The following is a 26158-nucleotide window of genomic DNA, read 5'->3' as shown; positions in this document are numbered from 1 at the left end:
GATCAGCGCCCCATCTCTTTCCTTCAGGAGACTTCCTATGCTCAACATCCGCAAGATTCACCACGTCGCCTACCGCTGCCACGACGCCAAGGAAACCGTCGAGTGGTACCGCAAGCACCTCGACATGGACTTCGTGCTGGCGATCGCCGAAGACCATGTGCCGTCTACCCACGCACCCGACCCCTACATGCATTTGTTTATGGACGCGGGCGGTGGCAACGTGCTCGCGTTCTTCGAGCTGCCGAACTCACCCGAGATGGGGCGCGACCCCAACACGCCGGAGTGGGTGCAACATATCGCGCTGGAGGTCGAGTCGGTTGAGGTGCTGGAGACTGCCAAGGCGCGGCTGGAGGCCGCAGGCATCCCGGTGATCGGCATCACCGACCACACCATCTTCAAGAGCATCTATTTCTTCGATCCCAACGGTCACCGCCTGGAGCTTGCCGCCAACACCGCGACGCCCGAGATGATGAAGAAGCTTGACGAAGTGAAGTGGGACATGCTCGAAGAATGGTCCAAGACCAAGCGCGCGCCCAAGCACGCCGCCTGGATGCACGAACGCGAATTCACGGCGTAGCGAGGGGCTGGCAACGAGGCCCTGATGCGTGGCCAAGGCGGCATCAGGCGGAGCTAAGGCTTGAACAAGCGGCGAAAAACCCCTCAAGTTCGGGTTTAAGCAGCCGAAAACCCTGGGGAAGTCCTGGATTGTGTTGGTCCAGGGCCGGTGAAAAAGGGGTTTTGCATGATCAACGTTTCCACCCAGCTGCCGGCGGTCTGGATGCCGCCGGCTGCTCAAGCACCTTTGGCCGTTGCGGCCGTGGCCGCCATCCGCCCCTTGGAGGAAAGCGGCCGAAATGGCCAGTCAGGCGCTGGCGCCGACCCCGAGGCGCAGGCCGCTCTCCAGGGCCGTCGTCGACCCGAGTCCGAATCGGCGCCGATCCTGCCGCGCAGGCCGGCTCAGGGTGAAGCTGGCTTGGCTGAGGGCACGCGCAGTCCATCCCAGGCGGAGCGCTCGACGCAAGCCGATGGCGCGCAACGCGCTGAACAGGAAAGGGCAGAGCAGGCCGCAGAAGAAGCGCGCCGCGAGCAGAGGCAGTCCGTGCTGACCAATGTCTGGAAAGCGAGTGCGGCGGTGGTCGACCGGGTGCTGGGTCGAGACGAAGCCGTGCCGATCAGCGGTGAGGCGGGAGGCCCGGTGGAGCGTTCGCCCGTGCGCTCGCAGCCAGCGGAACAGCTCTCACTTCCGTGGCCGGTGCAGCCGCAGGAGCGCGCGGTGCCCGCGGCGATGAATGAAGGCCGTGTGCCCGTGGCCTACGACGAGCGGGGCAACAGCAGCCTGGCACCGCTGGAGCCTGGCGCCCTCATCAGCCGCCGGGTCTGAAGCCAGCCCTGGCGTGCAAGTACACTGGTCCAGGAAAAAATCCCCGAACGCGGTGACGCATTCGGGGACTTTTTTCGGACATCGCCGCTGGTGTGCGGGCGTTCAGCTCAGACCGCGCTCGCCGACTCGAATTGTCGCAAGGCGAGCTGTGTGGCCTCCATGTCCAGACCGGTTGGCAAGGGCGGACCTGCGTGGTCGGTGGCCAGTTGCTCAATCAGCTCCGCCGTCTTCACGATGGCACGAAAGCCCAGCAGCATCGCCCCGCCCTTGAGCTTGTGGGCGTTGTACTGAATCGGGTACAGGGTCACCCCATTGGACTCAAGACGGCGGCTTTGAGGCTTCTAAGGGTGGCAAGCCTTGCAGCACAATGCAGGTTTGGCCGAACCAAACTTGAACCCGCAGCGGTGTAGACCCATTGCGGATTCCCTTCACACAGGCAGACGGAACATGAAGATCCTCATCGTGGATGACGACGAAATTTCGCGATATCCCTTGGCATCGCTGGTTCGCCGCTTGCCGGGTGTTGACGAGATCGTTGAGGCGTCTGATGGTGAAGAAGCCTGGATGCTGCTTCAAAACGGGCTGCGCCCATCGCTGTGCTGCTGCGATCTGGTCATGCCGAACCTGGATGGCGCCGGTTTGTTGCAGCGCGTGAAAAGTGATCGCCGACTCAAATCCACACCCTTCGTGATGATTTCCTCGGCGGCGGACCGGCAGTCGGTGACTGGGGCCATTCAGGCGGGGGCAGTAGGGTTCATCGTCAAACCTTTCTCAATCGCGACGACTAGCCGGACGCTGGAGAAGGTTCTTCGGGAGAGCCGGGCCAGCCTCCTGGAGCCTGTTTCTCAGGTAGCGCGTCGCCTGTCCATCGGCAAATCCGAGGTGACCCAGCTGATGCGCAAGTTGCAAACCGATGTTTCCACTTGTGCGGATCTGCTGGAGAAGGACGGGGAAGCAGAATCGCACCTGCCCGAGATCCAGCGCATGCAGGCGAGCTGCAGCTTGCTGGGCTTAAAACACTGCGCCAGTCTGTTGATGTTCGACCCAGCACAGACAGCCTCGCTGGATGCAGAGTGCCTGTCGTCCCTGCGCGAGGTCGAACTGCAGATAACACTTGCACTGGACGCAGCCTTGCAGAAAGCCTAGCCCCGGTCGCCGGGTTGTTGGGCGCTCAGGCGCCGCTCGCTTGCTCCGAGGCTTGCCACTCACCCACCTCGAGCAGCAATTGGTCGAGGGCCTCGCCCACGCGTTCAACTGCCTCGAGAGGGCGGACCTCGCCCTCCTTCAGCGACTGCTCGAACTGGGTGGCCAACATGGCCAGCTGGTTGGCGCCCATGGTGCTGGCGCTTCCGCGCAGCTTGTGCAGGCTGGCGCACAGGTCCGAGTGGAGGGCGGGGTCGTTGGCGCTGGCCGCCGCGAGCCAGACCGAGGTCCAGTCGCCGTAATGCTTCTGCAGCAAGAGCAGCAACCTATTGAAGAGTCCCAGGCTGTCGCCGCAGCACGCCCGGGCTGCTGCCATGTCCATGCCGCGTAATGCCGGCCAGCGTTCAGCGGTCGACATCATCAAATGCGGTGGCGCACGCCAGCGGGCGCGCTGGCCAGGCGGTTGAGTACCGCTGATGCGATTTGTGAAAGGGGGAGCACTTCGTGCGCGGCGCCGTGCTGGATGGCCATGCGGGGCATGCCGAAGACCACGCAGCTGGCTTCGTCCTGCACGTAGTTGTAGCTGCCGGCGTCCTTCATCTCGCGCATGGCCTGGGCGCCGTCGGCACCCATGCCGGTGAGCATCACGCCCAGGGCGTTGGGTCCAAGCACGCGCGCGGCCGAACGAAACAGCACCTCGACCGAGGGCCGGTGCCGGTTCACTGGCTCGGTGTCTTCGACAACGGCGACGTAGTTGGAGCCGCTGCGGTCGATGCGCAGGTGGTGCCCGCCGGGCGCCAGGTAGGCGTGGCCCGGCAAAATGCGCTCGCCATGGCGGGCCTCGGCGACGCGGATGCGGCAGAGCGAATTGAGGCGGGCTGCGAAGCTGGTGGTGAAGCCGGGCGGCATGTGTTGCGTGATGACGATGGCGGGGGCGTCGGCCGGCATGGGCGTGAGCACCTCGCGGATCGCTTCGGTGCCGCCGGTGGAGGCGCCGATGCAGATCACTTTTTCGGTCGACAGGCGGGGCAGGGGCGCGCTGATCACAGGTGCCTCGGGCGGTGCGGCGGAAGTGCTGCTCGGCGAGCCGCTCACATGGCGGCCCACCTTCGCGCTGGCGGCGATGCGAATCTTCTCCACGATGTCGCCAGCGAGCTCGTTCAGGCCGCTGGTCACTCCGATGCGCGGCTTGGCCACGAAGTCCACCGCGCCGAGCTCCAGCGCGCGCAAGGTGACCTCGGCGCCCTGCTCGGTTAGGGTCGAGACCATCACCACCGGCATCGGCCGCAGGCGCATCAGGCGTGATAGGAATTCCAGGCCGTCCATGCGCGGCATTTCCACGTCGAGCGTAATCACGTCCGGATTGAGCTCACGGATCATTTCGCGCGCTACCAGAGGGTCGCTCGCTGCACCCACGCATACCATGTCGCGCTGTCGGTTGATGATTTCGCTCAGCAGGCTGCGCACCAGCGCCGAGTCGTCCACCACCACCACCGAAGTTTTTCTTGTCACGTTGATCCCCTAAACCATGGTTTCCTGTCGGTTCCCCGAGATGTCGCCTCAATGCACCGAAACGTGTGCGGCGCGCGATGCCTTGACCCAGAACACCGCGGAGCCGGCTTCGCCGGGCCGCAGATGTTGCCCCCTTGAGGGGGTCGAGCGCAGCGCGGCGGTGGTGTTCAGAAAAGGTCCACCGACCCTCCCACCGTTGCTTTGACCACCACCGAGGCAAGGCCCTTGCGCTCCTGGGTGGCCAAGGTCTCTGGGTGTGAGTGCGCCAGGCGCTTGACCATGGCCTTGCCAGTGGCAGGGAAGTAGCAGACCTTGCGTGGATGGATGTCGAGTACGTCCTTGGAGACGATGGCGATGCGTTCGGTATGCAGGTAGTCAAGCACGAACTCGGTGTTGCGCTCGCCCACGTTCATGGTGGTGAAGCTGTGCATCACCTGGCCGCCGCCAAAGACCTTGGCCTGCATCGCCTCGCGCCGAGCGCCGAGCTTGATCATCTCGTTGATCAGCAACTCCATCGCATAGGATCCGTAACGCCCGGAGGTGTCACCGCCGCCCTCGGGGAGCATGAAATGGTTCATGCCGCCGACCCGCGCCAGCGGGTCCCAGATGCAGGCCGCGATGCAAGAGCCGAGCACGGTCATGACCATCATGTCGTCTCGGGTCACGTAGTACTCTCCCGGCAGCACCTTGACGGTATCGACTCGGAAATGGTGGTCGTGATAGAAAAATGACGCCTCGCCCGGCTTGGGTTTTTGTTGCTTGAGCAGATCGACGCGTGAGCCCGCTGGAACACCCAGCCGGCTCGTTGGGCTGGTCGCGGGGCGGCTGGAGCGGGGTGGCTGGGCGGCCTGGCTGGTGTCAAACACGTTCGTACACCGTCTTCCCGCGCAGCACAAATAGCTGGCGCGCGTCACTGAAGTTCTCGGCGTGCCCGACAAACAGCTTGCCACCGGGCTTCATGACTCGGTGGATGCGCTCCAGTACCTGGCGCTGAGTGGGCGCGTCGAAATAGATCATCACATTGCGGCAGAACACGACGTCGAATGGTTCGCGAAACGGGAGTTCCTGGATCAGGTTGACGGTCTGGAAACTCATGGACTTGCGCAGCTCGGGCTTGACGCGCATCAGCCCGGCGTTGGTAACTTTGCCTCGCATGAAGAAGCGCTGGATGCGTTCCTGGCTCAGGCCCTTTACGCCGTCGGCCTTGTAGACGCCACGTTCGGCTGTGGCCAGCACCTGGGTGTCGATGTCGCTGTTGACCAGGTCAAACGAGCCGGAGGCACCCAGCGCCTCTTGGGCCGTCATGGCGATCGAATACGGCTCTTCGCCGGTGGAGGCAGCCGAACACCAGATGCGCCAGGGCCGCGAGCGTTCTGCGCGCAGCAAATCGGCCAGTACCTCGAAATGGTGCTGCTCGCGGAAAAAGGCGGTGAGGTTGGTGGTGAGCACGTTGATGAAGCTCTGCCACTCGTTGCCATCGTGCTGCTCCAGCCAGTCCAGGTAGCTGCTGAAGCTGGTGTGGCCGGTTTCGCGCAAGCGGCGCGAGACGCGGCTGTAGACCATGGCGTGTTTGCCTTCGTGCAGGCTGATGCCGGCCTTCTGGTAGATCAGTCGCTTGATGCGGTCGAAGTCGGCGTTGCTCCAGACGAACTCGCGGCTCTCCCCCGCGGATTCTTCTGAGCGAAAAGCTGGCTTAAAGGCCGCTCCCGCGGACTTGCCTTGCCGCAGGGAAGACGCCCGTGGGAGGCTCGCGCTAAGCGCGGTGGGAGTGATCATGGTCAGTGCCTTGAGCGGCGGACCAGACCGGAGGTGTCAAGAATCAGGGCGACCTTTCCGTCACCCAGGATGGTGGCACCCGAGATGTTGGGTACCTTTCGGTAGTTGGACTCCATGTTCTTGATCACCACCTGCTGCTGGCCGATCAGTTCGTCCACCATCAGCGCTGCGCGGGTACCCTCGGCTTCAACCACCACCATGATGGGGCTGCTGGCGTTGAACTCGAAACGGGGTACCTGGAACACTCGTTCCAGTTCGATCACCGGCATGTACTCGTCGCGCACCTTGACCAGCTGGGTGCCCTGGGCCACGGTGTTGATGTCGCTTGGCTTGATCTGAAACGATTCGATCACCGAGGCCAGTGGCAGGATATAGACCTCATCGCTCACCCGAACCGTCATGCCATCCATGATGGCCAGTGTGAGCGGCAGGCGAACCGAGACGCGCATGCCGTAGCCCTCGGCCGAGTCGATCTCGACCGTGCCACCCAGCGATGCGATGTTTTTCTTCACCACGTCCATGCCGACGCCGCGGCCCGACACGTCGGTTACCTGTTCGGCGGTGGAGAAGCCGGGTGCGAAGATCAGGCTCCAGACTTCGCTATCGGTCATGCTGTCAGGCGCGTCGATACCTTTTTCTCGCGCCTTGGCCAGCAGCTTGGGGCGCGACAGGCCTTTGCCATCGTCGCGTACCTCAATCAGGATCGAACCGCCCTGGTGCGAGGCTGACAGGGTGATGGTGCCGTGCTCAGCCTTGCCTTTCGCCCGGCGCTCGTCCGGCATCTCGATGCCGTGATCGCAGCTGTTACGGATCAGATGGGTCAGTGGATCGGTGATCTTCTCGATCAGGCCTTTGTCGAGTTCTGTGGACTCGCCGTGGGTGATGAGCTCGACCTTTTTGCCCAGCTTGCTGGCGAGGTCGCGAAGCATGCGCGGGAAGCGGTTGAACACCACCGACATCGGAATCATGCGGATCGACATCACCGCTTCCTGCAGATCGCGCGTGTTGCGGTCCAGATCGGCCAGTCCGGCCAGCAGAGGTTGGTTGGCGGCGCTGTCGAGCTCCTGGCTCTTCTGCGCCAGCATGGCCTGGGTGATGACGAGTTCGCCCACCAGGTTGATCAGCTGATCCACTTTGCTGACCGATACGCGCAGGGTACTGGACTCCATGTTGCTTGCGCTGGGCGCCCGCGCTTCGGCTCGCGGCGTCGCTTTCGCGCCAACCGGGCCGGGCGCGACGGCTGCATCCTTGCTGCTGCTGCTGCTGCTGCTGGCCGGCAGGCTGGGGGCTGACGGGGCGCCTGGGGCATCGGCAAAGAAACCGAAGTCGGCGCCCTGGTCGGCGTTGGCCACTGAGGCTGATGCCTGTGGCGCCGCCACCGCTGCAGGAGGAGCCACCATGTCAACGATGTTGATCTGCTCCTTGCTCACGTGGAAAGTGAACAGGTCCAGCAGGTCGGTGTCGCTGGCGGAGGTCTTGACGCAGTACACACGCTTGTCTGCCTGGTCGCAGGGTAGGGTCTCGATATCGCCCAGGCCGGGGATGTCGCGAAACAGCTCGGCAATGCCGTCGGCCTGGGTCGGGTGTTCCAGCGGGCCAATGTGCAGCTCCAGCAGGCGCAAGCCCGGGGCCAAGGGGGCGGCTGGTGCGACCGAGATCGAGGTGGGCTCTGGCGCGGCGGGAGCGACCGTGGTCGATTGAGGCGCGGCGGCACCGGGCGGCACCGGGCCACCCTGCGCCAGCGAGCTGATGCGGCTCACGAGGTCAGCGGTGGGAGGCGCCTCGACCTGCTTTCCTTGGTGCTTTGCCAGCAGCAGCCGCAAGGCGTCGGAGGATTCAAGCAGGACGTCGACCATGGCAGCCGTTGGCTGCAGTTCGTGGCGGCGCAGCTTGTCCAGCAGCGATTCCATCTGGTGTGTGAGCTCGGCCACATCGCCAAAGCCAAAGGTCGCTGCGCCACCTTTGATGGAGTGTGCACAGCGGAAGATCGCGTTGAGCTCCTCGTCGTCGGCCTGCTCAAGGTCCAGCTGCAGCAACATCTGCTCCATCTGGTCGAGGTTTTCGCCCGCTTCCTCAAAGAAGATTTGATAGAACTGCGTCAGGTCAAAGTTGCCATCCGAGCCCTGGCTTTCGTTGGTCATTTCACCCATGGGTGACTCCTCGTCTATGTATTGGTGGTGGAGCGCTTCGCTGAAGGCTTCAGCGAATGACCTTGTGGATGATCTCGATCAGCCGAGAAGGGTCAAACGGCTTGACCAGCCAGCCAGTGGCACCAGCGCTGCGCCCGGCATGCTTCATCTGGTCGCTGGACTCGGTGGTCAGGATCAGGATCGGCGTGGTTTTGAATTTGGGGTGGTCTCGCAACTTGCGCGTCAGGCCCAAGCCGTCGAGTCGTGGCATGTTCTGGTCGGTCAGGACGAGGTCAATGGCGTGGTGCTGTGCCTTCTCGAAGGCGTCCTGACCGTCCACCGCCTCCACCACGTGAAAGCCAGCACCGGTGAGGGTGAATGCGACCATTTTTCGCATGGAGGCCGAATCGTCTACGGCAAGAATGGATAGCATGGGAGAACTCCGTGGTTCGGTGAGGTATCGGCAGGTGGTGGGGGGGCTTGAGTCGCTGAGGGTCAGAACAGCTCGATGGCGCCAGCGTCCATCTCGCTCTGCGTGACCGGGCTGGGGCGCTCGGGAATGGGTTCGTAGGCCAGCGGGATCTCGCCCTCTTCGGGTTCCATCGTTTCTTCCGCCAGCTTCCAGGCGCAGCCCTCCAGCACCTTGCCGGTGTGCACGATGAGCTGGGTGGACATGTCGTGGAACTGCAGTTCGGTGACCGCCTGATGCAGACTCTCCCGCATCGTGGCGATGGCCTCGTGCTGGGTATTGGGCAGTTCGCCCAGCGCTCGATTGGCCGTGCCGAATCGATCCATCAAGTTGTCGGTCGCGTGATCCAGCAGACCTTCAAGGCGTTTTAGGTCCGTCATGGCCATCATCAGCGCGTCTTGCACATCGGCGATCAGGCTCACCGGCAAATTAACCGTTGGGGGTGCATGTGTCGTGCTCATGGATCCGTTCAATTTGAGTAGGGTGATGCGCTTGGATCGAGGCCGGGCAGTACAATTTTCGGTCTCTGACCTCATCGATATCGGCTGATAACCGGGTAAATGCAGCCCTAATTCCTTCACTAGCCCACTCCCACTGAACAGGCTCCTGAACGACTTGCCCGATCCCCTATGTCCTCACCGACCGACATCAAATCTCCCAAGCCGGTGGTGCGCATCCTGCACCTGGAGGATTCGCGGGTGGACCATGCGCTGGTCAAGTTCGCGCTGCAGCGCAGCCAGCTGGCATGCGAGCTGACGCTGGTGGACACGATGGAAGATTTTGAAGTCCAGCTAGGCTCCAGCGCTTTCGATGTCGTGCTGGCCGATTACCATCTGCCGGGCTTCACCGGGCTGGATGCCTGGGAGTTTGCGCGAGAGCTGCGGCCCGACCTGCCGTTTGTGGTGCTGTCGGGTGCCATCGGTGAAGCCGCTGCAGTCGATGCCATGCACCGAGGTGTGAGCGACTACCTGCTCAAGGACAACATGCACCGCCTGGCGCATGTGATCGAGCGTGCACTCGAGGTCAGTGAGACGCGCCGCGCCAAAGTGCTGGCCGATGCCGAGCTGGCCGAGTCGCGCCAGCGTCTGGCCGAGTTGGCCGAGCACCTGCAGACCGGTATCGAGCAGGAGAGGGCCGACATCGCGCGGGAAATCCACGACGACATTGGCGGTGCCCTTGCCGCCGTCAAGCTGGATCTGGCCTGGGTCGGTCGCCATGCCAAGGATGACGCCATGCAGCGCCACATCACTTCAGCGATGGAAATGCTGCAGCATGCGCTGGGCGCGAGCCAGCGCATCATGCTCAACCTGCGTCCACCCATCCTCGACCAGGGGTTGGTGGCAGCGGTGCAGTGGCTGGCGACCAGCTTCGAGCGACGCACCGGTACGCGCGTCCTGGTGCGTCGCTCGTCCGAGGTGATCGAGGTCTCGCGCGAACTGCAGCTGGTGGCCTACCGCACCGCTCAGGAAGCGCTTACCAACGTGTCCAAGCATGCCCAGGCCACCGCGGTCGACATCGATCTGAGCGACCGAGAAGGCGTGCTGACCCTGGAGGTCAACGACAATGGGCAGGGCTTGAGTGCCCAGGCCTTGCGCAAGGCCAAGTCCTTTGGGCTGCTCGGACTCAGGGAACGAGCCGCCAAGGTCGACGGCTGGCTCGACATCAGCAGCTCACCGCGGGGCACCTCGGTGATCCTGTCGGTACCGCTGAACACCGTGAGCCACCCGGCGGACGGCGACGTGAATGAGGAACAACAGCATGATCAAGGTGGTTTTGTGTGACGACCACGCGGTGGTGCGCCGCGGCATCCGCGACACCATCTCGGAGGCGGTGGACATCCAGGTGGTGGGTGAGGCGGGCAGCTATCCCGAGCTGCGCGAGCAGCTGAGAAAAACGCCCTGCGATGTGCTGGTGCTCGACCTGAACATGCCTGGGCGCGGGGGCCTGGAGGTGCTGGCGGCGCTGAGGGAGGAGGGCTCTTCAGTGAAAGCGCTGGTGGTGTCCATGTACCCTGAAGACCAATACGCCATTCGCTGTTTGCGGGCAGGTGCCCGTGGCTACCTCAACAAGGCCGGTGACCCCGCCGAGATGATCGAAGCGATCCGCACGGTGCAACAGGGACGCAAATACGTCACGCCCGAGGTCGCCCAGATGCTGGTCGACAACCTGAGCGCGCCCGAAAACGAAGAGCTGCACGCCAGCCTGTCCGAGCGCGAAATGCAGACCCTGCAGAAGATCGCATCGGGCAAGAAGCTCTCGGACATCGCCGAGGAGCTCATGCTCAGCCCCAAGACCGTGAGTGTGTACCGGGCGCGCGTGCTGGACAAGCTGCACCTGGCCAATAACGCCGAGCTCACGGTGTACGCGATCCGCAACAACCTGGTGTGAGCGAACTCTGCGTGACCGCTGGATTGACGGGATCGACTGGACAGCGCAAGACACAGAGGTAAGGCGAAGTAGCGACGGCGAAGCCTTCGGTTGAAAGCTCAAAGCTCTTGAGTGTTGCCCCTGCCCAGTCGATGCTGCAATCCCTCGATTGAGGGGCGATGGACGAGCTTGGGTGGCTGGGTTGCGCTAGATTTCGTGAATTCATCTTCAGCGGTGTTCATGTTCAAAGTGCTTCAACTGGCGGTGTCCGCCATGGTTCTGAGTTCCTCGTTCCTGGTCCACGCTGGCGACAAGGCTTTTTTGCTGGAGGGCAGCTTCCTCCTGATGAGCGAAAGGGTCGTGATCAAGGACTGCATGCAAGATGGGGGTATGCCGCAGGACGAGTTCGTGGAGATCTGCCAAGGCGCGTCCCAGGCCGCGGCATCCATGGGCGGTGCTCCAGCCAAAATCACCTACCTCGCTGCCTGCTCGACCGCTCACCGGTGTTTACTATTCAAGTGATGCACAGACTCTCAAGGACACCGAAGCGAGCCGCAAGGCAGGCAGGGGCAGTTGGAAATGGGGCTGATGCCATGACGCTGTGGCAGCGTCGAGTGTGGCTTCTTGCCGTCCCGCTGGCGTTGCTGGGCTGCGGCAAACGTGACGATCCCCAGGCTTCGCTGGAAGCGGCAGCCCAGCGATTGCAAGATGCCTTTGAAGCCAAGGACGCCAGCGACGTCTTGGGCATGCTGGACTCGCGCTTTCGCGCGCAGGATGAACTCGATGTCGAGTGGGCGCGCAAGACCATGGCGCTGGTTTTTCTGCGCTTCGAGCAGGTGCGGGTCATCACGGTGAGTCGCCAAAGCCGCATCGATGAGGGTAGTGCCGGGCGCGTTGGTCGAACGGTCACGCAGGTGTTGGTGACAGGCGCCCAGGGGTTGGTGCCTGAGCGCGCTGAGCCTTATGCGCTGGAGCTGGTGTGGTGGCGTGAGGGCGACGATTGGAAGCTGCGCGATCTGCGCTGGCGCTGAAGCGACCGATTCGGCCCGCGACCTCAGCCCGTGAACAGGCTGGTGGCGAGTCGAAGCAGCGAGACCACCGGTGCATCCAGCATCGGCAAGGTGGCTGCGATGCCAATCAGGCCAGCGCTGAGCGTGAGCGGGAAGCCAATGGCAAAGGCGTTCATCTGCGGCGCAATGCGCGAGACAAAGCCCAGCACGATGTTGATGAACAGCAGCATGCCGATCATGGGCAAGGCAATCCACAAGCCGTAGCGAAAGACCACCGCGCCCAGTTCATGCAGGCGCAGCCGGTTGATGGACTCGAACGCGCTGCCGTCCAGTGGAAAAGTGTTGAAGCTGGCGATCACCGCCTGCAGCAGCATGAGGTGGCCACCCAAAATGACGAACAGCAGCATGGTCATGTTGCCGAAAAATCGGCCGACTGTGCTTGACTGCGAATTGGTCGATGGATCGAAAAAACCCGCGAAGTTCAGGCCCATCTGCAGGCCGATCACCTCACCGGCAAGTTCAACCGAGGCGAAGACGATGCGAACCGCCAGCCCGATCGCTACCCCGATCACAACCTGCTGCAGCACCACAGAGAAAGCGCGCGGATCGGTGAGCGCGATCATCGGCTGCTCGCTCAGCCCGGCCTGCGCACAGACCGCGATCAGGAAAGCTAGCGCCACGCGGGTGCGCACAGGCACCGAACGGGAAGAAAAGATCGGGGCACTGGAAAAAACCGCCAGGATGCGCAGAAAAGGCCAGAACACGGGCGAAACCAGCGCCATGATGTCCGCTTCGGTGAAGGTCGGCATGTTCAGCGGCGAACGGTCGAATTCACGCCAGCGTGTCCGAAGCGAAGCGAGCGGTCCGCAGCTCGCACGAACCCGGAATGTCGCTGATCCGGCGCTGCCAGTCGGCCAGCGTTGCTCCCCGTGGTGAGGACGCCGGGGGCGGCTCAGGGGTTCTCATCTAAGCCGCGAAGCTGGGGATGGCCAGGATGGTGCTGCGGATGAACTCGACCATGGTGGTCAGCATCCACGGCCCGGCAATGGCAAATACCGCAATGGCTGCGATCAGCTTGGGTACGAACGACAGCGTAGCCTCGTGGATCTGCGTGATGGCCTGAAACAGGCTCACCAGCAGGCCCACGCCCAGCACCGTGGCCAGCACTGGCGCGGCCACCATGAGCAGCATGTATAGAGCGTTCTGACCGAAAGTCAGGGCAGCTTGGGCATCCATCGTCTCTCCTTATTGCGCAAAACTGGCCGCCAGCGAGCCCAGCAAAATGTTCCAGCCGTCGGCGAGCACAAACAGCATCAGCTTGAACGGAAGCGCCACCAGTACCGGTGAAAGCATCATCATGCCCAGCGACATGAGCACGCTGGCCACCACCATGTCGATCACCAGAAAGGGGATGAAGATCATGAAGCCAATCTGGAATGCAGTCTTGAGCTCGCTGGTCACAAACGCCGGTACGATGACGCGAAACGGCGCTGTCTCTGCGGTGACGTCGTTGGGCAGGTTGGCCAGGCGGGCGAACAGCTCGAAGTCGGATTGGCGTGTCTGCTTGAGCATGAAGGCCCGCATCGGAGCCTGGCCTCGGTCAAGGGCTTCCTCAAAGCTGATCTGGTTGGCGGTGTAGGGTGCGTAGGCTTCCTGGTAGACCTTGTCCAGCGTCGGCCCCATGACAAACAGAGTGAGAAACAGCGACAGGCCCACGATCACCTGGTTCGGAGGGGCTGACTGCGTGCCAAGCGCCTGACGCATCAGCGAGAGCACGATCACGATGCGGGTAAAACCCGTCATGAGTAGCAGCACTGCCGGCAGAAAGGACAGGGCTGTGAAGAACAGCAGCGTCTGAATCGGTACCGAGTAGCTGTTGCCCCCCGCTCCCTGGCCAATCACCAGCGGCAACGATGCGCCCGCACCTGGTAAGGCTGGCGGTCCTGATTGCGCCATCGCAGCGCCACCCCACGCGCTCAGCAACAGGCCGAGAGCCAGCGTGATGACGCGGCGCTGGCGAACAACATCAACGCGGTGCATGGGTGCCTTGGGTGGAGGGAGTGACCAGCAGAGCCAGGCGTGCAGCAAAACCACCGCTGGTCGGGACTGGAGCGCCGGGTGCGTTGTCTGACGGCGCACTGGCAGGCAATGACTGGGTGTGCAGATGGGTGACGCCACCGGGCGCCACACCCAGTACCAGGCACAGGCCGCTCTCGCCCTCACCCACCTGCACCGTGACCACGCGTTGCTGCGGTCCCAGCGAAAGGCTGTTCATCACCTGCAGACCGGGGCCACGCTGGCTGGCTGCACCGGGCAGATGGCGCCGGTAGCGCTGCAGCAACCAGGCGATGCCGACCATCACGGTCAGCAGCACCACAGCGGGCAAAGCGTTTTGCAACATGGACAAGGGTCTTTCGAAGGAATCAGGGAGTCGTCGAACGCCAGAGGCGCTGCCGAGGGCCATGCGCTGCCGGCCGCAGGGAGTTCAGCCCCTGCTGATGCGCCGCATGCGCTCCGACGGCGTCACGATGTCGGTGAGGCGGATGCCGAACTTCTCGTTGACCACCACCACCTCGCCCTGGGCGATCAGGTAGCCGTTGATCAGCACGTCCATCGGCTCGCCGGCCAGCGCATCGAGCTCGACCACGGAGCCCTGGGCCAGCTGCAGGATGTATTTGATGGGCACTTTGGTGCGACCCAGCTCCACCGAGAGCTGGACGGGAATGTCCAGCACCATCTGGATGTCCTGCATCGCGTTGGGCGCGCCGCTGTTGGGCGTGACCGGGGTGTTGACCCGATCGAACTCGGGTGCGCTATCTTCAGCGTTGTTTGCGCTTTCCGCGCTCGCCTGTTCCTCCAGGGCCTGGGCCCAGTCGTCGGCGACAGCGTCTTGGTTTGGTGTATCAGTTGCCATAGGAATCTCCCAGCCATGTCAGATCTGCTCCGCGCAACTTTCGCTCGATGCGCAGGGCGTACTTGCCCTTGTGTGTGCCGTACTGGCAATCGAAAAGCGGCACACTCTCCACTTTGGCCTGCACGCTGGGCGCGCGGTCCAGCTCGATGAAGTCGCCCACCTGCATGGCCAGCAGCTCTTCCACCGTGGCCTGGGTTTTGGCGAGCTCTGCCACCAGCGTGATTTCGGCTGCCTGGATCTCGTGGCTGAGCAGTCGCACCCAGCGCCGGTCAACCTCCATGGCGTCGCCCTGTACCGTCGAATACAGGACGTCGCGGATCGGCTCCAGCGTGGCGTAGGGGATGCAGATGTGCATCGAGCCCGTGATATCGCCGATCTCCAGCGTGAAGCTGGTGGACACCACGATTTCGCTGGGGGTGGCGATGGTGGCAAACTGCGGCTGCATTTCCGAGCGCTGGTACGACAGCTCCAGTGGGTACACACCCATCCAGGCTTTCTTGTATTCCTCGGCAACCACCTCCACCAGCCGCATGATCACGCGGTGCTCGGTGGGGGAGAAATCGCGTCCTTCGATGCGGGTGTGAAACTTGCCATTGCCGCCGTATAGGCTGTCGATCACACCGAACAGCAGCGTCGGTTCACACACCACTAGCCCATTGCCCCGCAAAGGGCGAACGGCCATGATGTTGAAGTTGGTCGGCACTACCAGATCGCGCAGGAAGGCGCTGTACTTCTGCACCTGGACCGCCCCCACCGACACCTCGGGGCTGCGCCGGATGAAGTTGAACAGGCCGAGGCGCAGGTTGCGGGAAAAGCGTTCGTTGACGATCTCCATGGTGGGCATGCGCCCACGCACAATGCGTTCCTGGTTGGACAGGTTGTATGAGCGGATGCCGTCGGTTGAGGCGACCTCTTTTTCGAGCTTCTGGCTCTCGCCAGTGACGCCTTCCAGGAGGGCATCGACCTCGTCCTGGGACAGAAAAGCTTCTGACATGCTGTGCTGCCTGTGGGGTTACTGGACGATGAAGCTGGAGAACAACACACCCTGCAGCGGATTGGGTGGTGCGCGGCGGCGCTTTTTCTTGCCCGAGTCGTCTTCAATCTCGGGCTCAGCGAGCTCGTAGCCCATGACCCCGGAAATGGTGGCGACGATGTCGCCAGCGAGCTTTTCCTTGCCGCTGAAACTCAGGATGTCTTCTGCCGTGCGCTGGGAGATCAGCAGCAGGACGTCGCTGCGGATGCTGGGCATGTAAGTCTTCATGTCGTCACTGGTCTTGCTGTCCTGCACCTGCAAGGTGATACCGACCTGCACAAACCGGTTGCCGCCTGCATCGGCCAGGTTCACCACCATGTTCTCCAGCGGCACGAACACGGGTGGCGTTTTCGGCGTGGCATGCTTGGACTCGACCACGTGGCTGTCCTCCTCGCCGTCTTCGTTGGCCGTGTTTTTCTTCAGCACAAACAGGGCGCCACCGGCGCCGAGCAGCGCCAGCACCACCACCCCAATGATGATGAAGAGCAGCTTCTTGCTCTTGGGCTTGGCTGGCGAGTCTGCGGTGGCTTGGGCTGCGGCGGACATGAGGTTCTCCAGAATTCAGTCCCGGGTGTCGGGAAAGGCGTGCAAGCGGGCTTGCTTCAGGAGAATTATTGAAGAGCCACGGTGCGCTCGTTCCACCGATAAGGGCCCGAAAAACCGGGCTTTCTCCAGATCGGTTCAGCGACGGGTATCAGGCCCGCTGGATGCGTCGCTCAGGCGAACACGTCCAGGCGGCTGCTGCCATCGACGCTCGGTCTGCGCGAGCCAGCCGTGAGCGCGTCGGATCCGCCAGCGGCGGTGGTGCCCACTTTCGCCACGCCAGGACGCCCCTCGCTTCGCTGGCGCGGCTGCTCGGCATCGGAGGACATGGCCTGTCCACCCACCGAAACGCCTCCAAGCTGCATGCCGCTGCGTTGCAGCAAGTCGCTCAGAACAGGTGCTGCGCTGTGTTGCAGGCTCTGGCGGGCTTCGGCGTTGTCGGTGAGGAAGCCCACCGATACCTCTTGCCCTTTCATGGCGAGCTGAATCTCGATGCTGCCTTCCTGCCCGTCGTCGACCCGCAGCGTCGCGTGGCGCAGTGCATGGGCGTCAACATGGCCGGCCGTTTCAGGCTCGGGGGCCAACGGGTCGGTCGGTCCCGCTTCTGTCGGCGAAGTGGCGCTGTCAGCAGCGGAATCGGTCCAGCCCGACTCACCTGGTCCGAAGGCCGTGGAATCGCTGGTGGGCGCTGAGCCGGCCAGCATCGCGGCCAGGCCCCGGTTGCCGTCGCGGCTGCCGCCGCCGGTTTCGCTGCTGTCGGTGGTCAGGCCAGGCACTTCGATCTGCGCGGCCAGGGGCAGCATCGCGCGGTTGCCCATGGCCCAGGTGCTTCGGCTGGTTTGTAGCGACCAGGGCTGCAGCCGCGCGGTGTCGATGCTGGTGGCCGCGGTGGACAGGGCGGTGGCGCTGGCCGCACCCCCGCCGATGGTCAGCTGGCTGCTTCGGTGATTGGTTGCCCGGTGGTCTGTGCCAAAGCGGTCGGTCACCGAGGCGGCTGTCTTTCGGCCGACGCCGAGTAGGGGCGGTGCTGCGAACGCAGGGCGCGCGTTGGCCAGGTTGGCGCCTAGCGTCAAGGCTTCCGAAGGATCCACCGCCACCATGCCCAGGCGCTGGATGTCGATGCCCGAGCCCGGTGCCGTCGGCCCTTCACCAGGCAGGGTCGTGGCCTTGGCCGAGGCCAGTGGGCTGAGCGCGTCGTGTAGCCCGGGTTCTCCCACGGCGGGGCTGCCGGTCGCGGCGGCCCCGCTTGACGCCGCGCGGCCCTGTCCCTGCACGCCCGAGGCCAGGCCGCTCGCGAGGGTGACACCCAGCAAGCTGGCCAGGAGGTTGTCCGGTGGTGCATCGATCGGATCGGTCTGACCTTCAGCAGCTGCATCGGCATCGCTGGCAGGCCCGGAGGGCTGCTCGGTCGGCGCATGGGTGTCCGCCACCAGCGCCAGCAGCCCGGCAAACACGTCGGCCCCACCGGCTACTGCGCCGGCCTTGCGCGTGCTGCCTGTGGCCTGGTTGGCGCTGGCCGGGCTGGCTGGATTGGCCGCCGCGGTGGAGTTCGTTGTTTGCATGGTCACATACCCTTGGTCATGGAGGACATCGTCCGGCTCTGGCGCAGGTGAATGGCCAAGGCCAGCTCGTCGGTCTGTTTCTGTTCCTGGCGCTGGGCTTGCAGCAGCAGGGCCTGCAATTTGCCGTCGGTGTATTTGCGCAGACCAGCCACGTCACGCTCGGCTGCCTGGACCTGCTTCACGGCCTGGTCGATCTGCGCCTGCCTCTGCGCGATCACGCTGCGCTGGAAATCCACCGCATGCTCGATCTTGTTCATGAACTGGCGGTGGTGCTGCATCATGTTGCCGTCCACGCCGGTGCTGCAGCGGGTGGCCCAGCGTTGCTGCGCTTCATCAGCGTAAGACTGGAGCTGCTGCAGCTGGTCCTGCGCCAGCTGCATTTCGCGATGCAGCTGAGCCTGGTGGGCGACGGCTTCGTCGCGCCGCTTGCTGGCGAGTTCAACCACTTTGTTCAGGGTCTGGATGGCGGTCATCAGGAAGTGCCTTCAGGTTGCGGTGTGTGGTGAGGTGATGCGGTGCGCTGGCTGGCCTGTCGGGTGTGGGGTCCGTCTTGCAAGGCCTTTCCCAGCAGGGCCAGGCTGTCGGGCAGGCTGGCAGACTCCCGCATGTCCTGGATCAGAAAGCGCTGCAGGTCGGGGTACAGCAGGATGGCTCGGTCGGTCTCGGGGTCGCTGCCGGCCACGTAGGCGCCGAGCTGAATGAGGTCACGGCTCTTCATGTAGCGCGAGTAGAGGTTGCGAAAGCGCCGAGCCAACTCCAGGTGCTGCGCATTCGCCACGTTGTGCATGACGCGCGATGCCGAGGCTTCGACATCGATGGCCGGAAAGTGACCGGACTCGGCCAGCGCACGCGAGAGCACGATGTGGCCGTCGAGAATGGCGCGCGCGGCATCTGCAATGGGGTCCTGCTGGTCGTCGCCTTCGGACAGCACGGTGTAGAAGGCGGTGATTGAGCCGACACCGTTGAGCCCGTTGCCGCTGCGCTCGACCAGTTGCGGCAGCTTGGCGAAGCACGACGGTGGATACCCCTTGGTGGCGGGGGGCTCGCCGATGGCCAGCGCGATTTCCCGCTGCGCCATGGCGTAGCGGGTGAGCGAATCCATGAGCAGCAGCACGTGCAAGCCATCGTCGCGAAACCGCTCGGCAATAGCGGTGGCGTAGGAGGCACCCTGCATGCGCACCAGCGGTGGCGCATCGGCTGGCGCGGCCACCACCACCGAGCGTTTGCGTCCTTCCTCGCCCAGGATGTCTTCGATGAATTCCTTCACCTCGCGGCCTCGCTCGCCGATCAGACCGACCACGATCACATCGGCCTGCGTGTAGCGCGCCATCATGCCCAGCAACACGCTCTTGCCCACGCCCGAGCCGGCAAACAGGCCGATTCGCTGGCCGCGACCCACTGTCAGCAGCGCGTTGATGGCGCGCACGCCGGTGTCCAGCGGCTCGCGAACCGGGTCGCGGTCCATGGCGTTGAGCGGGGCGCGATCCAGCGCCTCGACATCCACGTGCGTGATCGGTCCCATGTGGTCCATCGGCTGACCATGGGGATCCACAACCCGGCCCAGCAGACCGCCGCCAAGCGGCAAACGCAGCACACCGCGGTCGTTGGGCGAGGGCGGTCGATTCTCCTGGCCAATGCGCGGCACGGTCCGGTAAGGCGCCAGCGGCGTGACGGTGGCGCCGCTGGACAGACCGTGGGTGTCGCCCGCCGGCATGAGGAAGGCACGATCGTTGGAAAAGCCGACCACTTCGGCCAGCACCGGCGGCTTGGCACCGTTGGCAATCAAGCACTGCGAGCCGACCGGTACCCGCAGACCCACGGCCTCCAGCACCAGACCAGCCAGGCGGGTCAGTGTGCCGCGTACTTCAAGCGGGTTGGGTGCATCGGCGCAAGCACAGGCGTCGGCCATGAAGCGGGTCCAGCGGTTGACATCTTCAGCCATCGACGTTCTCCGTGGTCCACGACACGCTCAGGCCCAGGTTGCCCACCGCCCGCGCCCAGCGCTTCTCCACCGTGGCGTCGACCGCCATGGTGGGCGATTGCACCAGGCAGCCGCCAGGGGTGATGGCGGTATCGGCCACGAAATCCGGGGCGTTCTCGCCCAGCGTTTCGAGCAGCGCGTCCTTGAGCAAGGCCAGGTCCTGCGGGTGCATGCGGATGGTGGTGGGCAGCCCGTCGTCGACGATCATCTCCAGCGCTTCGCCGATCACCGTGCGCAGCTGGCGGGTGTTCACCTGAAGTTCCTGGCGCACCACCTGGCGCGCCAGGTCGCAAGCGAGTTCGAGCAGCTGGCGCGACATCTTCTGTTCGCTGGCCAGCAACTGATCAGACAGACTGTGAATCAGCCCGCCCATGCGAACGGCGTATTCGTCAGCGACCTTCTGCAGTTCAGCCTGCATGGTCTCCTGCACCTCGCGAATGCCAGCCTCCCGGCCCTGGGCATAGCCCTCGGTGTAGGCCTGCTCGCGAGCAGCCTGGACGGTGTCATCGTCGATGGCCGTGCTGGCGGTTTCTTCCGGCCCGATCAACGCGCCGAAGTTGGTGTCCATGGACGAAAAGGTCCACTGGGCCACCGCGTCGATCTCCTCGCGCGGAATGAAGCGCGAGTGACTGCTGGTTTTCTGAGGTGTTTTAGACGAATCCGTCATCGCCGCCTCCGCCCAGGACGATCTGGCCTTCGTCGGACAGGCGACGAACGATCTTCAGGATTTCCTTCTGCTGAGCTTCCACTTCCGAGAGGCGGACCGGCCCACGCGATTCCAGGTCTTCGCGCAAGCTCTCGGCTGCGCGCGACGACATGTTGGACAGGATGAGCTCGCGCAGCTCGGTGGTGGCGCCCTTGAGTGCGATCACCAGCGCATCCGACGAGACCTCCTTGAGCACCATCTGTACCGCCGGGTTGTCCAGCTTGGTGAGGTCTTCGAAGGTGAACATCTTGTCCATGATCTTCTGGGCCAGGTCGGCATCGTGCTCGCGAATCGCGTCGATCACCGTGGTCTCGATCTGCGTGCCCATCATGTTGATGATCTCGGCGGCGGTCTTCACGCCGCCCAGCGAGGCCTTGCGCACCTTGTCGCCACCCGCCAGCACCTTGAACAGTACCTCGTTGAGGTCTTTCAGCGCGGTGGGCTGGATGCCCTCCAGCGTGGCCACGCGCAGCATCACCTCGTTGCGCATGCGCGCTGGGAGGTTCTTGAGCACGCCCGCGACCTGCTCAAAGTCCAGGTGCACCAGAATGGCGGCCATGATCTGTGGGTGCTCGTTGCGCAGCAGCTCGGCCACGGAGAGCGGGTCCATCCACTTCAGGCTTTCGATGCCGGTGACATCGCCGCCCTGCAGGATGCGGTCGATCAGCAAGCCTGCCTTGTCTTCACCGAGTGCGCGCTTGAGCACAGCGCGCACGTAGTTGTCGGTGTCCGAGACCAGCAGGCTTTGCGAGGCGGCCTCCTGGGTGAACTTTTCGATCACACCGTCGACCCGCTCGCGCGATACCGACCGGGTTCTCGCGATCGTCTCGCCCAGCCGCTGCACTTCCTTGGGCGACAGGTGCTTGAACACCTCGGCGGCCTCTTCTTCGCCGAGCGACATCAAGAAGATCGCTGCGTCCTGAATACCGGTGTCTTCCATGGGGTGTTCTCTTTGCAGGTCCGGGGGGCGTCAGGCCGGCACTTCGCCGTTGACCCAGCTCTTCACGATGTTGGCCACCGCCATCGGGTTTTCCTTGGCCAGTCGCTTCGCGTCTTCCAGGCGCAGCGTTTCGGGTCCCATCACCTCGGTACCTGGGGCGCCCGCGCTGGCAGGCGCAGGCAGGCCGGCGCGCTCAGGCTGTTCGTCGAGCACGGTGCTGAGCTGCGACCTGGCTGGCGCAGGCAGGCCGGGAGGCGGTGACTTCATCAGTTTGAGGCCGGGTCGAACCAGACCCATGAGCACCAGCAGGCCCAGGCCCAGCATGGCCAGCGGCCAGGCCAGGCTGCGCGCCAGCGCCTGGTTCTCTGACTGCATCCACCAGGCCACGGGGTCCTGCTGCATCTCCGGGGATACGTTGAACACCGCATTGACCACATTCACCGAGTCACCGCGCGCCTGGCTGAAGCCCATGGTTTCGCGCACCAGGGCCGTCATCTGCTCCAGCTGCTCAGGGGGGATGGGCTGGGTGATGGTCTTGCCGGCGCGGTCGGTGCTGCTGCGGTGGTTGATGACCACAGCCGCGCTCAGTCGCCTGATGGTGCCGCTGGCCTCGCGCACCACCTTGACGGTTTTGTCGACCTCGTAGTTCACCACCGACTCCCGGCGCGAGCTGCCAGCGGTGCTGCCGTTGGCCGCCACGCCCAGCGGGGCAGCCGCTCCGTTGATGGGGGCGGTGCCGGTGGCGGGCGGCTGGTTGGTGGTGGCGCCAGGCACGCCAGCGGGCTGGTTCTGCGGTCCCGTGCCATCTTCCACCACTTGCTGGCTGCGCACCGCGCCGGACGCCGGCGTCTGGTTGGGCTTGTGTTCCTCGGAGGTGGACTCGACCAGCGAGAAGTCCACATCGGCGTTGACCTGAGCCTTGACGTTGCCCACGCCCACCAGCGGCTCAAGCATGTCGAGGATGCGCCGGGTGTAGGTCTGTTCGATTTGCTGGGTGTACTGCAGCTTTTGCGTATCAGCACCCTGGGCCTGGCCATCGGGCGATGCGGACAGCAGCGCGCCGGCGTCGTCGACCACGCTCACCGCTTTGGGGTTCATCTCGGGGACGCTGGAGGCCACCAGATGCACGATGCCGGCCACCTGGCCCTTGTCCAGCGTGCGGCCGGGGTACAAGGTGAGCAACACCGAGGCCGACGGCTTTTGCTGTTCACGAAAAAAGCCGTTCTGGTTCGGCAGGGCGAGGTGAACACGCGCCGCCTGCACCGAAGAGAGCGACTGGATGGAGCGCGTGAGCTCACCTTCCAGGCCACGCTGGAAGCTCAGCCGCTCCTGGAACTGGGTCATGCCGAAGCGGTTGTTTTCCATCAGCTCGAAGCCGGTGACCGAGCCCTTGGGCAGACCCTGGGAAGCCAGGCGCAGGCGGGTGTCGTGGACCTTGTCGGCTGGCACCATGATGGCCTGACCGCCCTCGCTGTATTTGTACGGGACGTTCATCTGCGCAAGCTGGGCCACCACCGCGCCGCCGTCCTTGTCGCTGAGGTTCGTGTAGAGCAGTCGCCAGTCGGGTTGACGACTCATGAAGAATAGTGACAGCGCAATGGCCAGCAAGCCCAGCACGCCCAGGCCCAGTTTGAGCTTCTGGCTCGCGTCCAGCCTCGACAGCCCAGCCCCCAGGGCATTCTGCGGGATGGGCTGAAGCGGCATTTCAACGACGGTGGAGGTCATGGGTCAGCGTGCAGGTGGAGCGGTTGCTGGCGGACAAAAATTGCCCGGTTCAGAGCGATTATTCGGGCCTGACCTTGCCCGCATAAGGCAGAAAAGGCCATGCTTTGGCCGCTTAATCCCGCCGTGCCAGGTGCGCCAGATGCCTAGCATGGAGACCTCATTCCCTTTCGAGGAAGGTCTCGGCCATGGATCTGCGAATTTCTCCCCTGAACAGCCAGGCGCTCAGCGGCCTGGGCGCGACCGCCAGCAAGCGTCCCGGTGCTGCCGAAGGCGTCGCTGGCGGCTTTGCGGGCAACTTCAAGACCGCCTTGAAATCGGTGAGCGAGTCTCAGAATGAGGCCTCTCGCCTGCAAACCCAGGTGCAGCTCGGCAATCCCAATGTGAGCCTGGAAGAAACCATGCTCGCCATGCAGAAAGCCCAGATCGGTTTTCAGGCCACCCTGCATGTGCGCAACCGCATGGTTCAGGCCTACACCGACATCATGAACATGTCCGTGTGATCCCCCGCGCTGGCGGCCTGGCAGAGCCAGTTCCGTGCCGCCCCGGGAACAGCCCCGCACTCCGACCCTGTTCTCGTTCGGGATCGCCGTGTGTGGATCATTTAGTGCATCGACGCGGGTGAGCTGTTGCGCAGCAGCACGTCGATGTCGTTCAGCCAGGGTTCGGCCAGTACGCGGATCTCAGCGTCGGTGCGCAAGATCCGCTGCATGATGCGCACCTTCTCCACCCGCTCGTCGGCCGTCAGCTTTCGGCTGCGTGCCTTGCTGCGCAGCTGCTCGATGAGCACGGCGCAGGTGCTTTCCATACGCACCACCTGATCCCAGTTTTCGGTCAGCGCGGCCTCCAGCATCTTCTGGCTCGCGCTCTCGATGGCCTTGTAGTAGTCCAGCAAAGTGTTCTCCATGATCAGGCTCCGGCGCCTGCGGTGGCAGGCGAAGCAGCGGCATCATTCCCCTTGATGCCTTTCCACGAATCGGCCACCGGCTCGATCAGGCTGATCACCTCGGCCAGCGCTTCGGCATCGTTGCGCAGGTTGGCCTGGGTCAGACGCACGATGCAGTAGTCGTACACGCCTCGCAGGTTTTGCGCCAGTTCGCCACCTTGGCTCATGTTCAAGCCCGCCTTCAAACCTTCTTCGAGGATGCGCACCGACTTGCCGATGGCGCCTCCCTTGGCTTCGATGTGACCTGCGCCCATCGCGCCCCTGGCCTGGTTGAGCGACTGGATCAGCGCATCGAACAGCATGCTCACCAACTGGTGAGGGTTGGCGGTCTGCACGCCGGTATCGGCGGCAACTCGCTTGTAGGCAGCGGCGGCGCGGTGGTTGACAGAGGTAAACATGGCGTGATTTCCTAAGGTCTGATAGCTTTTTGTATCGGCACCGAGCGTCGGTACTGTAGCCATCAGCTCATCAAACAGAGGTGAATCGCTCATCTTTTTCTCCGGTTGCCACTGGCTCAGACAAGCGGAAAAAATCCGGTCGCGCAGAGGACTGCGATCGACCGGACCTCTGGCTTGATCTACCTTCAATTGCTCTTGGTCTGATTCCACAGCGTGATCTGCTGACTCACGAACGCATTGAGCCCGCTCAGGCGGCCCACGGCGGCGTCCATCGCGTTGTACTGGGCGAGGTAGCGCGTTTCGGCTCGCGCGGCGCGGTCGTTCACCTTTTCCTGTTCGGTGGTGTTGCGCTTGATGGCGCCCTGCAGCGACTCGGTCTTGGTGCTCAGAGTGCCCGTGGCGCTCACCAGGCCGTCGGCAAAGGCCTTGATCTTCAAGCCGAAGCCTTGGGCGGTCGGGTCGGTGCTGGTAGAGGTGAAGAGGGCGCGCAGCCCGTCCAGGTTGCCGAGGGCAGCATCGAGCTTGTCGGCCTTGATCTCCAGCTTGCCGCCTTGCTGGGCCTCGATGCCCACATCGATCAGGCGCGAAAACGGACTGCTGGCGGTTACCGAGCGCATCATGCCGCGCAGCGCATTCTGCAGTCCCCGGGCGGTGCTGTCTCCCTGAAGCGAGCCCGCAACCTTGGTGTCGGGGTTGTATTTGGTGGTCTCGGTCAGCATGTTGTTGAGCGCGTTGTAGGCGTCCACAAAGGCCTGCACGTTCTTCTTCATCGCATCCTGGTCAGCGCGCACTTCGACTTCCACCGGTGCGGTTGTCACCTGCGCCAAGGTGAGCTTGAGACCGGGGATGGTGTCGTCCAGCGTGTTGCTGGCCGAGGAGATTGCCACGTTGTTGACGGTGGCGAGCGCGTTTGCACCCGCCTGAGTTTCCACCATGCCGCCCGTGGCGCCTGCACCAAAGGCCAGGCGCTCCAGTCCGCCCGGGCTGCCGCCCGTCACCCCGATGGTGAAGGTGTTGGACTCGCCTGTGTTGGTGGCGCGCATCAGCAGCCGCTCGCCGCTGGCATCGCGCAAGACGGTGGCTGAGACGCCGGCCTTGGCCTCGTTGATCTGGCGGGCAATGGCGCTCAGGCTGTCATCGCCGTCGGCAATCACCACCTCCACCGGGTCGCCGGTGCCCACTTGGAAGGTCAGCGTTCCGCCACCGAGCGCGGCACCAAGTGCAAATGGGGGCATTGGCGATGCCGCTGACTGCGCCTTGGCCAGTTGCTGGACTTCGATCGATAGGCTGGTGGCGCTGGCGCCGGCCGCTGCGGTGGCGCTGACTGCGGTGGCGTTGGAAGAAGAGGCCTTTACGCCGCTCCAGCCGCTGTCGGTGGAGAGCTTGGCAGCGGCATCACCTAGGGTGGACACCATGGACTTGAGGCTCCCGTAGACCGAGAGCTGACTCTGCAGCGAGCTGGCGGTTCTCTGCAGCGGCTGCAGCGGCGCGCGGTCCAGAGCGACCAGCTGGGAGACGATGCTCTTGATGTCGATGCCGCTGGCCAGGCCGGGGGACGAGATGGTGGACATGGGCGGTTTTCCTTCCCGAGATGGACGCACCACACGCAAGAGGCATGTGGTCTGT

The 26158-nt window shown here is 63.9% G+C and carries 32 protein-coding genes; 8 read left to right on the top strand and 24 right to left on the bottom strand.

Annotated features, from left to right (window positions below; all coding sequences use genetic code 11):
- Positions 1-37: 37 nt before the first annotated feature.
- Both GPT34_RS01470 and GPT34_RS01465 read left to right on the top strand, forming a co-directional pair.
- Positions 38-577, top strand: coding sequence for a VOC family protein (locus GPT34_RS01470; protein WP_291008726.1), 540 nt, complete (start codon positions 38-40; stop codon positions 575-577).
- A gap of 165 nt (positions 578-742) precedes the next feature.
- The gene (locus GPT34_RS01465; protein ID WP_291008723.1) at positions 743-1381 is read left to right on the top strand and encodes a hypothetical protein; all 639 of its coding nucleotides are present in this window, start codon (positions 743-745) and stop codon (positions 1379-1381) included.
- 107 nt (positions 1382-1488) lie between these two features.
- Here the strand turns inward: GPT34_RS01465 and GPT34_RS01460 are convergent, their stop codons facing one another.
- Positions 1489-1689 (bottom strand): Hpt domain-containing protein, encoded by a 201-nt coding sequence (locus GPT34_RS01460; protein WP_291008720.1) that lies wholly within the window; start codon positions 1687-1689, stop codon positions 1489-1491.
- 139 nt (positions 1690-1828) lie between these two features.
- Here GPT34_RS01460 and GPT34_RS01455 point away from each other — a divergent pair, with 139 nt between their 5' ends.
- A complete protein-coding gene (locus tag GPT34_RS01455; RefSeq protein WP_291008717.1) occupies positions 1829-2527 on the top strand; it encodes a response regulator in 699 nt (232 codons plus the stop codon).
- 25 nt (positions 2528-2552) lie between these two features.
- Here the strand turns inward: GPT34_RS01455 and GPT34_RS01450 are convergent, their stop codons facing one another.
- The 7 genes from GPT34_RS01450 to GPT34_RS01420 all read right to left on the bottom strand — a co-directional run bounded on the left by GPT34_RS01450 (position 2553) and on the right by GPT34_RS01420 (position 8871).
- Complete coding sequence (locus GPT34_RS01450; protein WP_291008714.1) at positions 2553-2945, bottom strand: Hpt domain-containing protein; 393 nt, start codon at positions 2943-2945, stop codon at positions 2553-2555.
- Positions 2945-4036, bottom strand: coding sequence for a chemotaxis response regulator protein-glutamate methylesterase (locus GPT34_RS01445; RefSeq protein ID WP_291008711.1), 1092 nt, complete (start codon positions 4034-4036; stop codon positions 2945-2947). Before GPT34_RS01445 ends, GPT34_RS01450 begins: the two co-directional genes overlap by 1 nt.
- 167 nt (positions 4037-4203) lie before the next feature.
- On the bottom strand, positions 4204-4833 hold the full coding sequence (gene cheD / locus GPT34_RS01440) for a chemoreceptor glutamine deamidase CheD (RefSeq protein WP_291009035.1): 630 nt from the start codon (positions 4831-4833) through the stop codon (positions 4204-4206).
- Positions 4834-4894: 61 nt separating this feature from the next.
- Positions 4895-5764 carry a CheR family methyltransferase gene (locus tag GPT34_RS01435; RefSeq protein ID WP_291009033.1) on the bottom strand — a complete coding sequence of 290 codons (870 nt, stop codon included), beginning with the start codon at positions 5762-5764 and terminating at the stop codon, positions 4895-4897.
- A 50-nt stretch (positions 5765-5814) separates the two neighbouring features.
- Positions 5815-7962, bottom strand: coding sequence for a chemotaxis protein CheW (locus tag GPT34_RS01430; protein WP_291008709.1), 2148 nt, complete (start codon positions 7960-7962; stop codon positions 5815-5817).
- A 49-nt stretch (positions 7963-8011) separates the two neighbouring features.
- The gene (locus GPT34_RS01425; protein WP_291008706.1) at positions 8012-8374 is read right to left on the bottom strand and encodes a response regulator; all 363 of its coding nucleotides are present in this window, start codon (positions 8372-8374) and stop codon (positions 8012-8014) included.
- Between the two features lie 62 nt (positions 8375-8436).
- Positions 8437-8871 (bottom strand): hypothetical protein, encoded by a 435-nt coding sequence (locus GPT34_RS01420; RefSeq protein WP_291008703.1) that lies wholly within the window; start codon positions 8869-8871, stop codon positions 8437-8439.
- 168 nt (positions 8872-9039) lie between these two features.
- Between GPT34_RS01420 and GPT34_RS01415 the strand changes: the two genes are divergently transcribed.
- The 4 genes from GPT34_RS01415 to GPT34_RS01400 all read left to right on the top strand — a co-directional run bounded on the left by GPT34_RS01415 (position 9040) and on the right by GPT34_RS01400 (position 11808).
- Positions 9040-10191 (top strand): response regulator, encoded by a 1152-nt coding sequence (locus GPT34_RS01415; RefSeq protein WP_291008700.1) that lies wholly within the window; start codon positions 9040-9042, stop codon positions 10189-10191.
- A complete protein-coding gene (locus tag GPT34_RS01410; protein WP_291008698.1) occupies positions 10169-10798 on the top strand; it encodes a response regulator transcription factor in 630 nt (209 codons plus the stop codon). Before GPT34_RS01415 ends, GPT34_RS01410 begins: the two co-directional genes overlap by 23 nt.
- A 219-nt stretch (positions 10799-11017) precedes the next feature.
- On the top strand, positions 11018-11299 hold the full coding sequence (locus tag GPT34_RS01405) for a hypothetical protein (protein ID WP_291008696.1): 282 nt from the start codon (positions 11018-11020) through the stop codon (positions 11297-11299).
- Between the two features lie 71 nt (positions 11300-11370).
- Positions 11371-11808: a hypothetical protein gene (locus GPT34_RS01400; protein WP_291008693.1), complete on the top strand. Its 438-nt coding sequence runs from the start codon at positions 11371-11373 to the stop codon at positions 11806-11808.
- A gap of 23 nt (positions 11809-11831) precedes the next feature.
- On the opposite strand, the gene fliR is transcribed toward GPT34_RS01400, so the two are convergent.
- The 13 genes from fliR to fliF form a co-directional block, all read right to left on the bottom strand.
- On the bottom strand, positions 11832-12596 hold the full coding sequence (gene fliR, locus GPT34_RS01395; RefSeq protein ID WP_291008690.1) for a flagellar biosynthetic protein FliR: 765 nt from the start codon (positions 12594-12596) through the stop codon (positions 11832-11834).
- Between the two features lie 157 nt (positions 12597-12753).
- On the bottom strand, positions 12754-13023 hold the full coding sequence (fliQ, locus tag GPT34_RS01390) for a flagellar biosynthesis protein FliQ (protein WP_291008687.1): 270 nt from the start codon (positions 13021-13023) through the stop codon (positions 12754-12756).
- A gap of 9 nt (positions 13024-13032) precedes the next feature.
- Positions 13033-13743, bottom strand: a complete 711-nt coding sequence (gene fliP / locus GPT34_RS01385; protein ID WP_291009030.1) for a flagellar type III secretion system pore protein FliP — start codon at positions 13741-13743, stop codon at positions 13033-13035.
- A gap of 70 nt (positions 13744-13813) precedes the next feature.
- Entirely contained in the window at positions 13814-14188 is a 375-nt protein-coding gene (locus GPT34_RS01380; RefSeq protein WP_291008684.1) for a flagellar biosynthetic protein FliO, read from the bottom strand.
- Between the two features lie 84 nt (positions 14189-14272).
- Complete coding sequence (gene fliN / locus GPT34_RS01375; protein WP_291008681.1) at positions 14273-14701, bottom strand: flagellar motor switch protein FliN; 429 nt, start codon at positions 14699-14701, stop codon at positions 14273-14275.
- The gene (gene fliM / locus GPT34_RS01370; protein ID WP_291008678.1) at positions 14691-15695 is read right to left on the bottom strand and encodes a flagellar motor switch protein FliM; all 1005 of its coding nucleotides are present in this window, start codon (positions 15693-15695) and stop codon (positions 14691-14693) included. Before fliM ends, fliN begins: the two co-directional genes overlap by 11 nt.
- A gap of 18 nt (positions 15696-15713) precedes the next feature.
- Positions 15714-16280: a flagellar basal body-associated FliL family protein gene (locus GPT34_RS01365; RefSeq protein WP_291008675.1), complete on the bottom strand. Its 567-nt coding sequence runs from the start codon at positions 16278-16280 to the stop codon at positions 15714-15716.
- A 170-nt stretch (positions 16281-16450) separates the two neighbouring features.
- Positions 16451-17839 (bottom strand): flagellar hook-length control protein FliK, encoded by a 1389-nt coding sequence (locus GPT34_RS01360; protein WP_291008672.1) that lies wholly within the window; start codon positions 17837-17839, stop codon positions 16451-16453.
- Between the two features lie 2 nt (positions 17840-17841).
- On the bottom strand, positions 17842-18312 hold the full coding sequence (gene fliJ / locus GPT34_RS01355; protein WP_291008669.1) for a flagellar export protein FliJ: 471 nt from the start codon (positions 18310-18312) through the stop codon (positions 17842-17844).
- A complete protein-coding gene (gene fliI, locus GPT34_RS01350) occupies positions 18312-19748 on the bottom strand; it encodes a flagellar protein export ATPase FliI (RefSeq protein WP_291009027.1) in 1437 nt (478 codons plus the stop codon). The genes fliJ and fliI overlap by 1 nt, the downstream gene beginning before the upstream one ends.
- A 25-nt stretch (positions 19749-19773) precedes the next feature.
- On the bottom strand, positions 19774-20487 hold the full coding sequence (locus GPT34_RS01345; protein WP_291008666.1) for a FliH/SctL family protein: 714 nt from the start codon (positions 20485-20487) through the stop codon (positions 19774-19776).
- Positions 20471-21466, bottom strand: coding sequence for a flagellar motor switch protein FliG (gene fliG / locus GPT34_RS01340; protein ID WP_291008664.1), 996 nt, complete (start codon positions 21464-21466; stop codon positions 20471-20473). The genes GPT34_RS01345 and fliG overlap by 17 nt, the downstream gene beginning before the upstream one ends.
- A 30-nt stretch (positions 21467-21496) precedes the next feature.
- Positions 21497-23170 carry a flagellar basal-body MS-ring/collar protein FliF gene (gene fliF / locus GPT34_RS01335; RefSeq protein ID WP_291009024.1) on the bottom strand — a complete coding sequence of 558 codons (1674 nt, stop codon included), beginning with the start codon at positions 23168-23170 and terminating at the stop codon, positions 21497-21499.
- Positions 23171-23376: 206 nt separating this feature from the next.
- On the opposite strand from fliF, the gene fliE reads away from it, so the two are divergent.
- A complete protein-coding gene (gene fliE / locus GPT34_RS01330) occupies positions 23377-23691 on the top strand; it encodes a flagellar hook-basal body complex protein FliE (protein ID WP_291008661.1) in 315 nt (104 codons plus the stop codon).
- A gap of 101 nt (positions 23692-23792) precedes the next feature.
- Here fliE and GPT34_RS01325 read toward each other — a convergent pair whose 3' ends face one another.
- From GPT34_RS01325 to fliD, 3 genes are all read right to left on the bottom strand, one after another.
- The gene (locus GPT34_RS01325) at positions 23793-24095 is read right to left on the bottom strand and encodes a flagellar protein FliT (RefSeq protein ID WP_291008658.1); all 303 of its coding nucleotides are present in this window, start codon (positions 24093-24095) and stop codon (positions 23793-23795) included.
- Between the two features lie 2 nt (positions 24096-24097).
- Positions 24098-24532: a flagellar export chaperone FliS gene (gene fliS / locus GPT34_RS01320; protein WP_291008655.1), complete on the bottom strand. Its 435-nt coding sequence runs from the start codon at positions 24530-24532 to the stop codon at positions 24098-24100.
- A 185-nt stretch (positions 24533-24717) separates the two neighbouring features.
- On the bottom strand, positions 24718-26103 hold the full coding sequence (gene fliD / locus GPT34_RS01315) for a flagellar filament capping protein FliD (protein WP_291008652.1): 1386 nt from the start codon (positions 26101-26103) through the stop codon (positions 24718-24720).
- Between the last annotated feature and the right edge of the window lie 55 nt (positions 26104-26158).

The organism is Hydrogenophaga sp. (assembly GCF_011390835.1).
Lineage (GTDB): Bacteria > Pseudomonadota > Gammaproteobacteria > Burkholderiales > Burkholderiaceae_C > Hydrogenophaga.
This window is presented reverse-complemented; position numbering and strand designations above follow the sequence as displayed.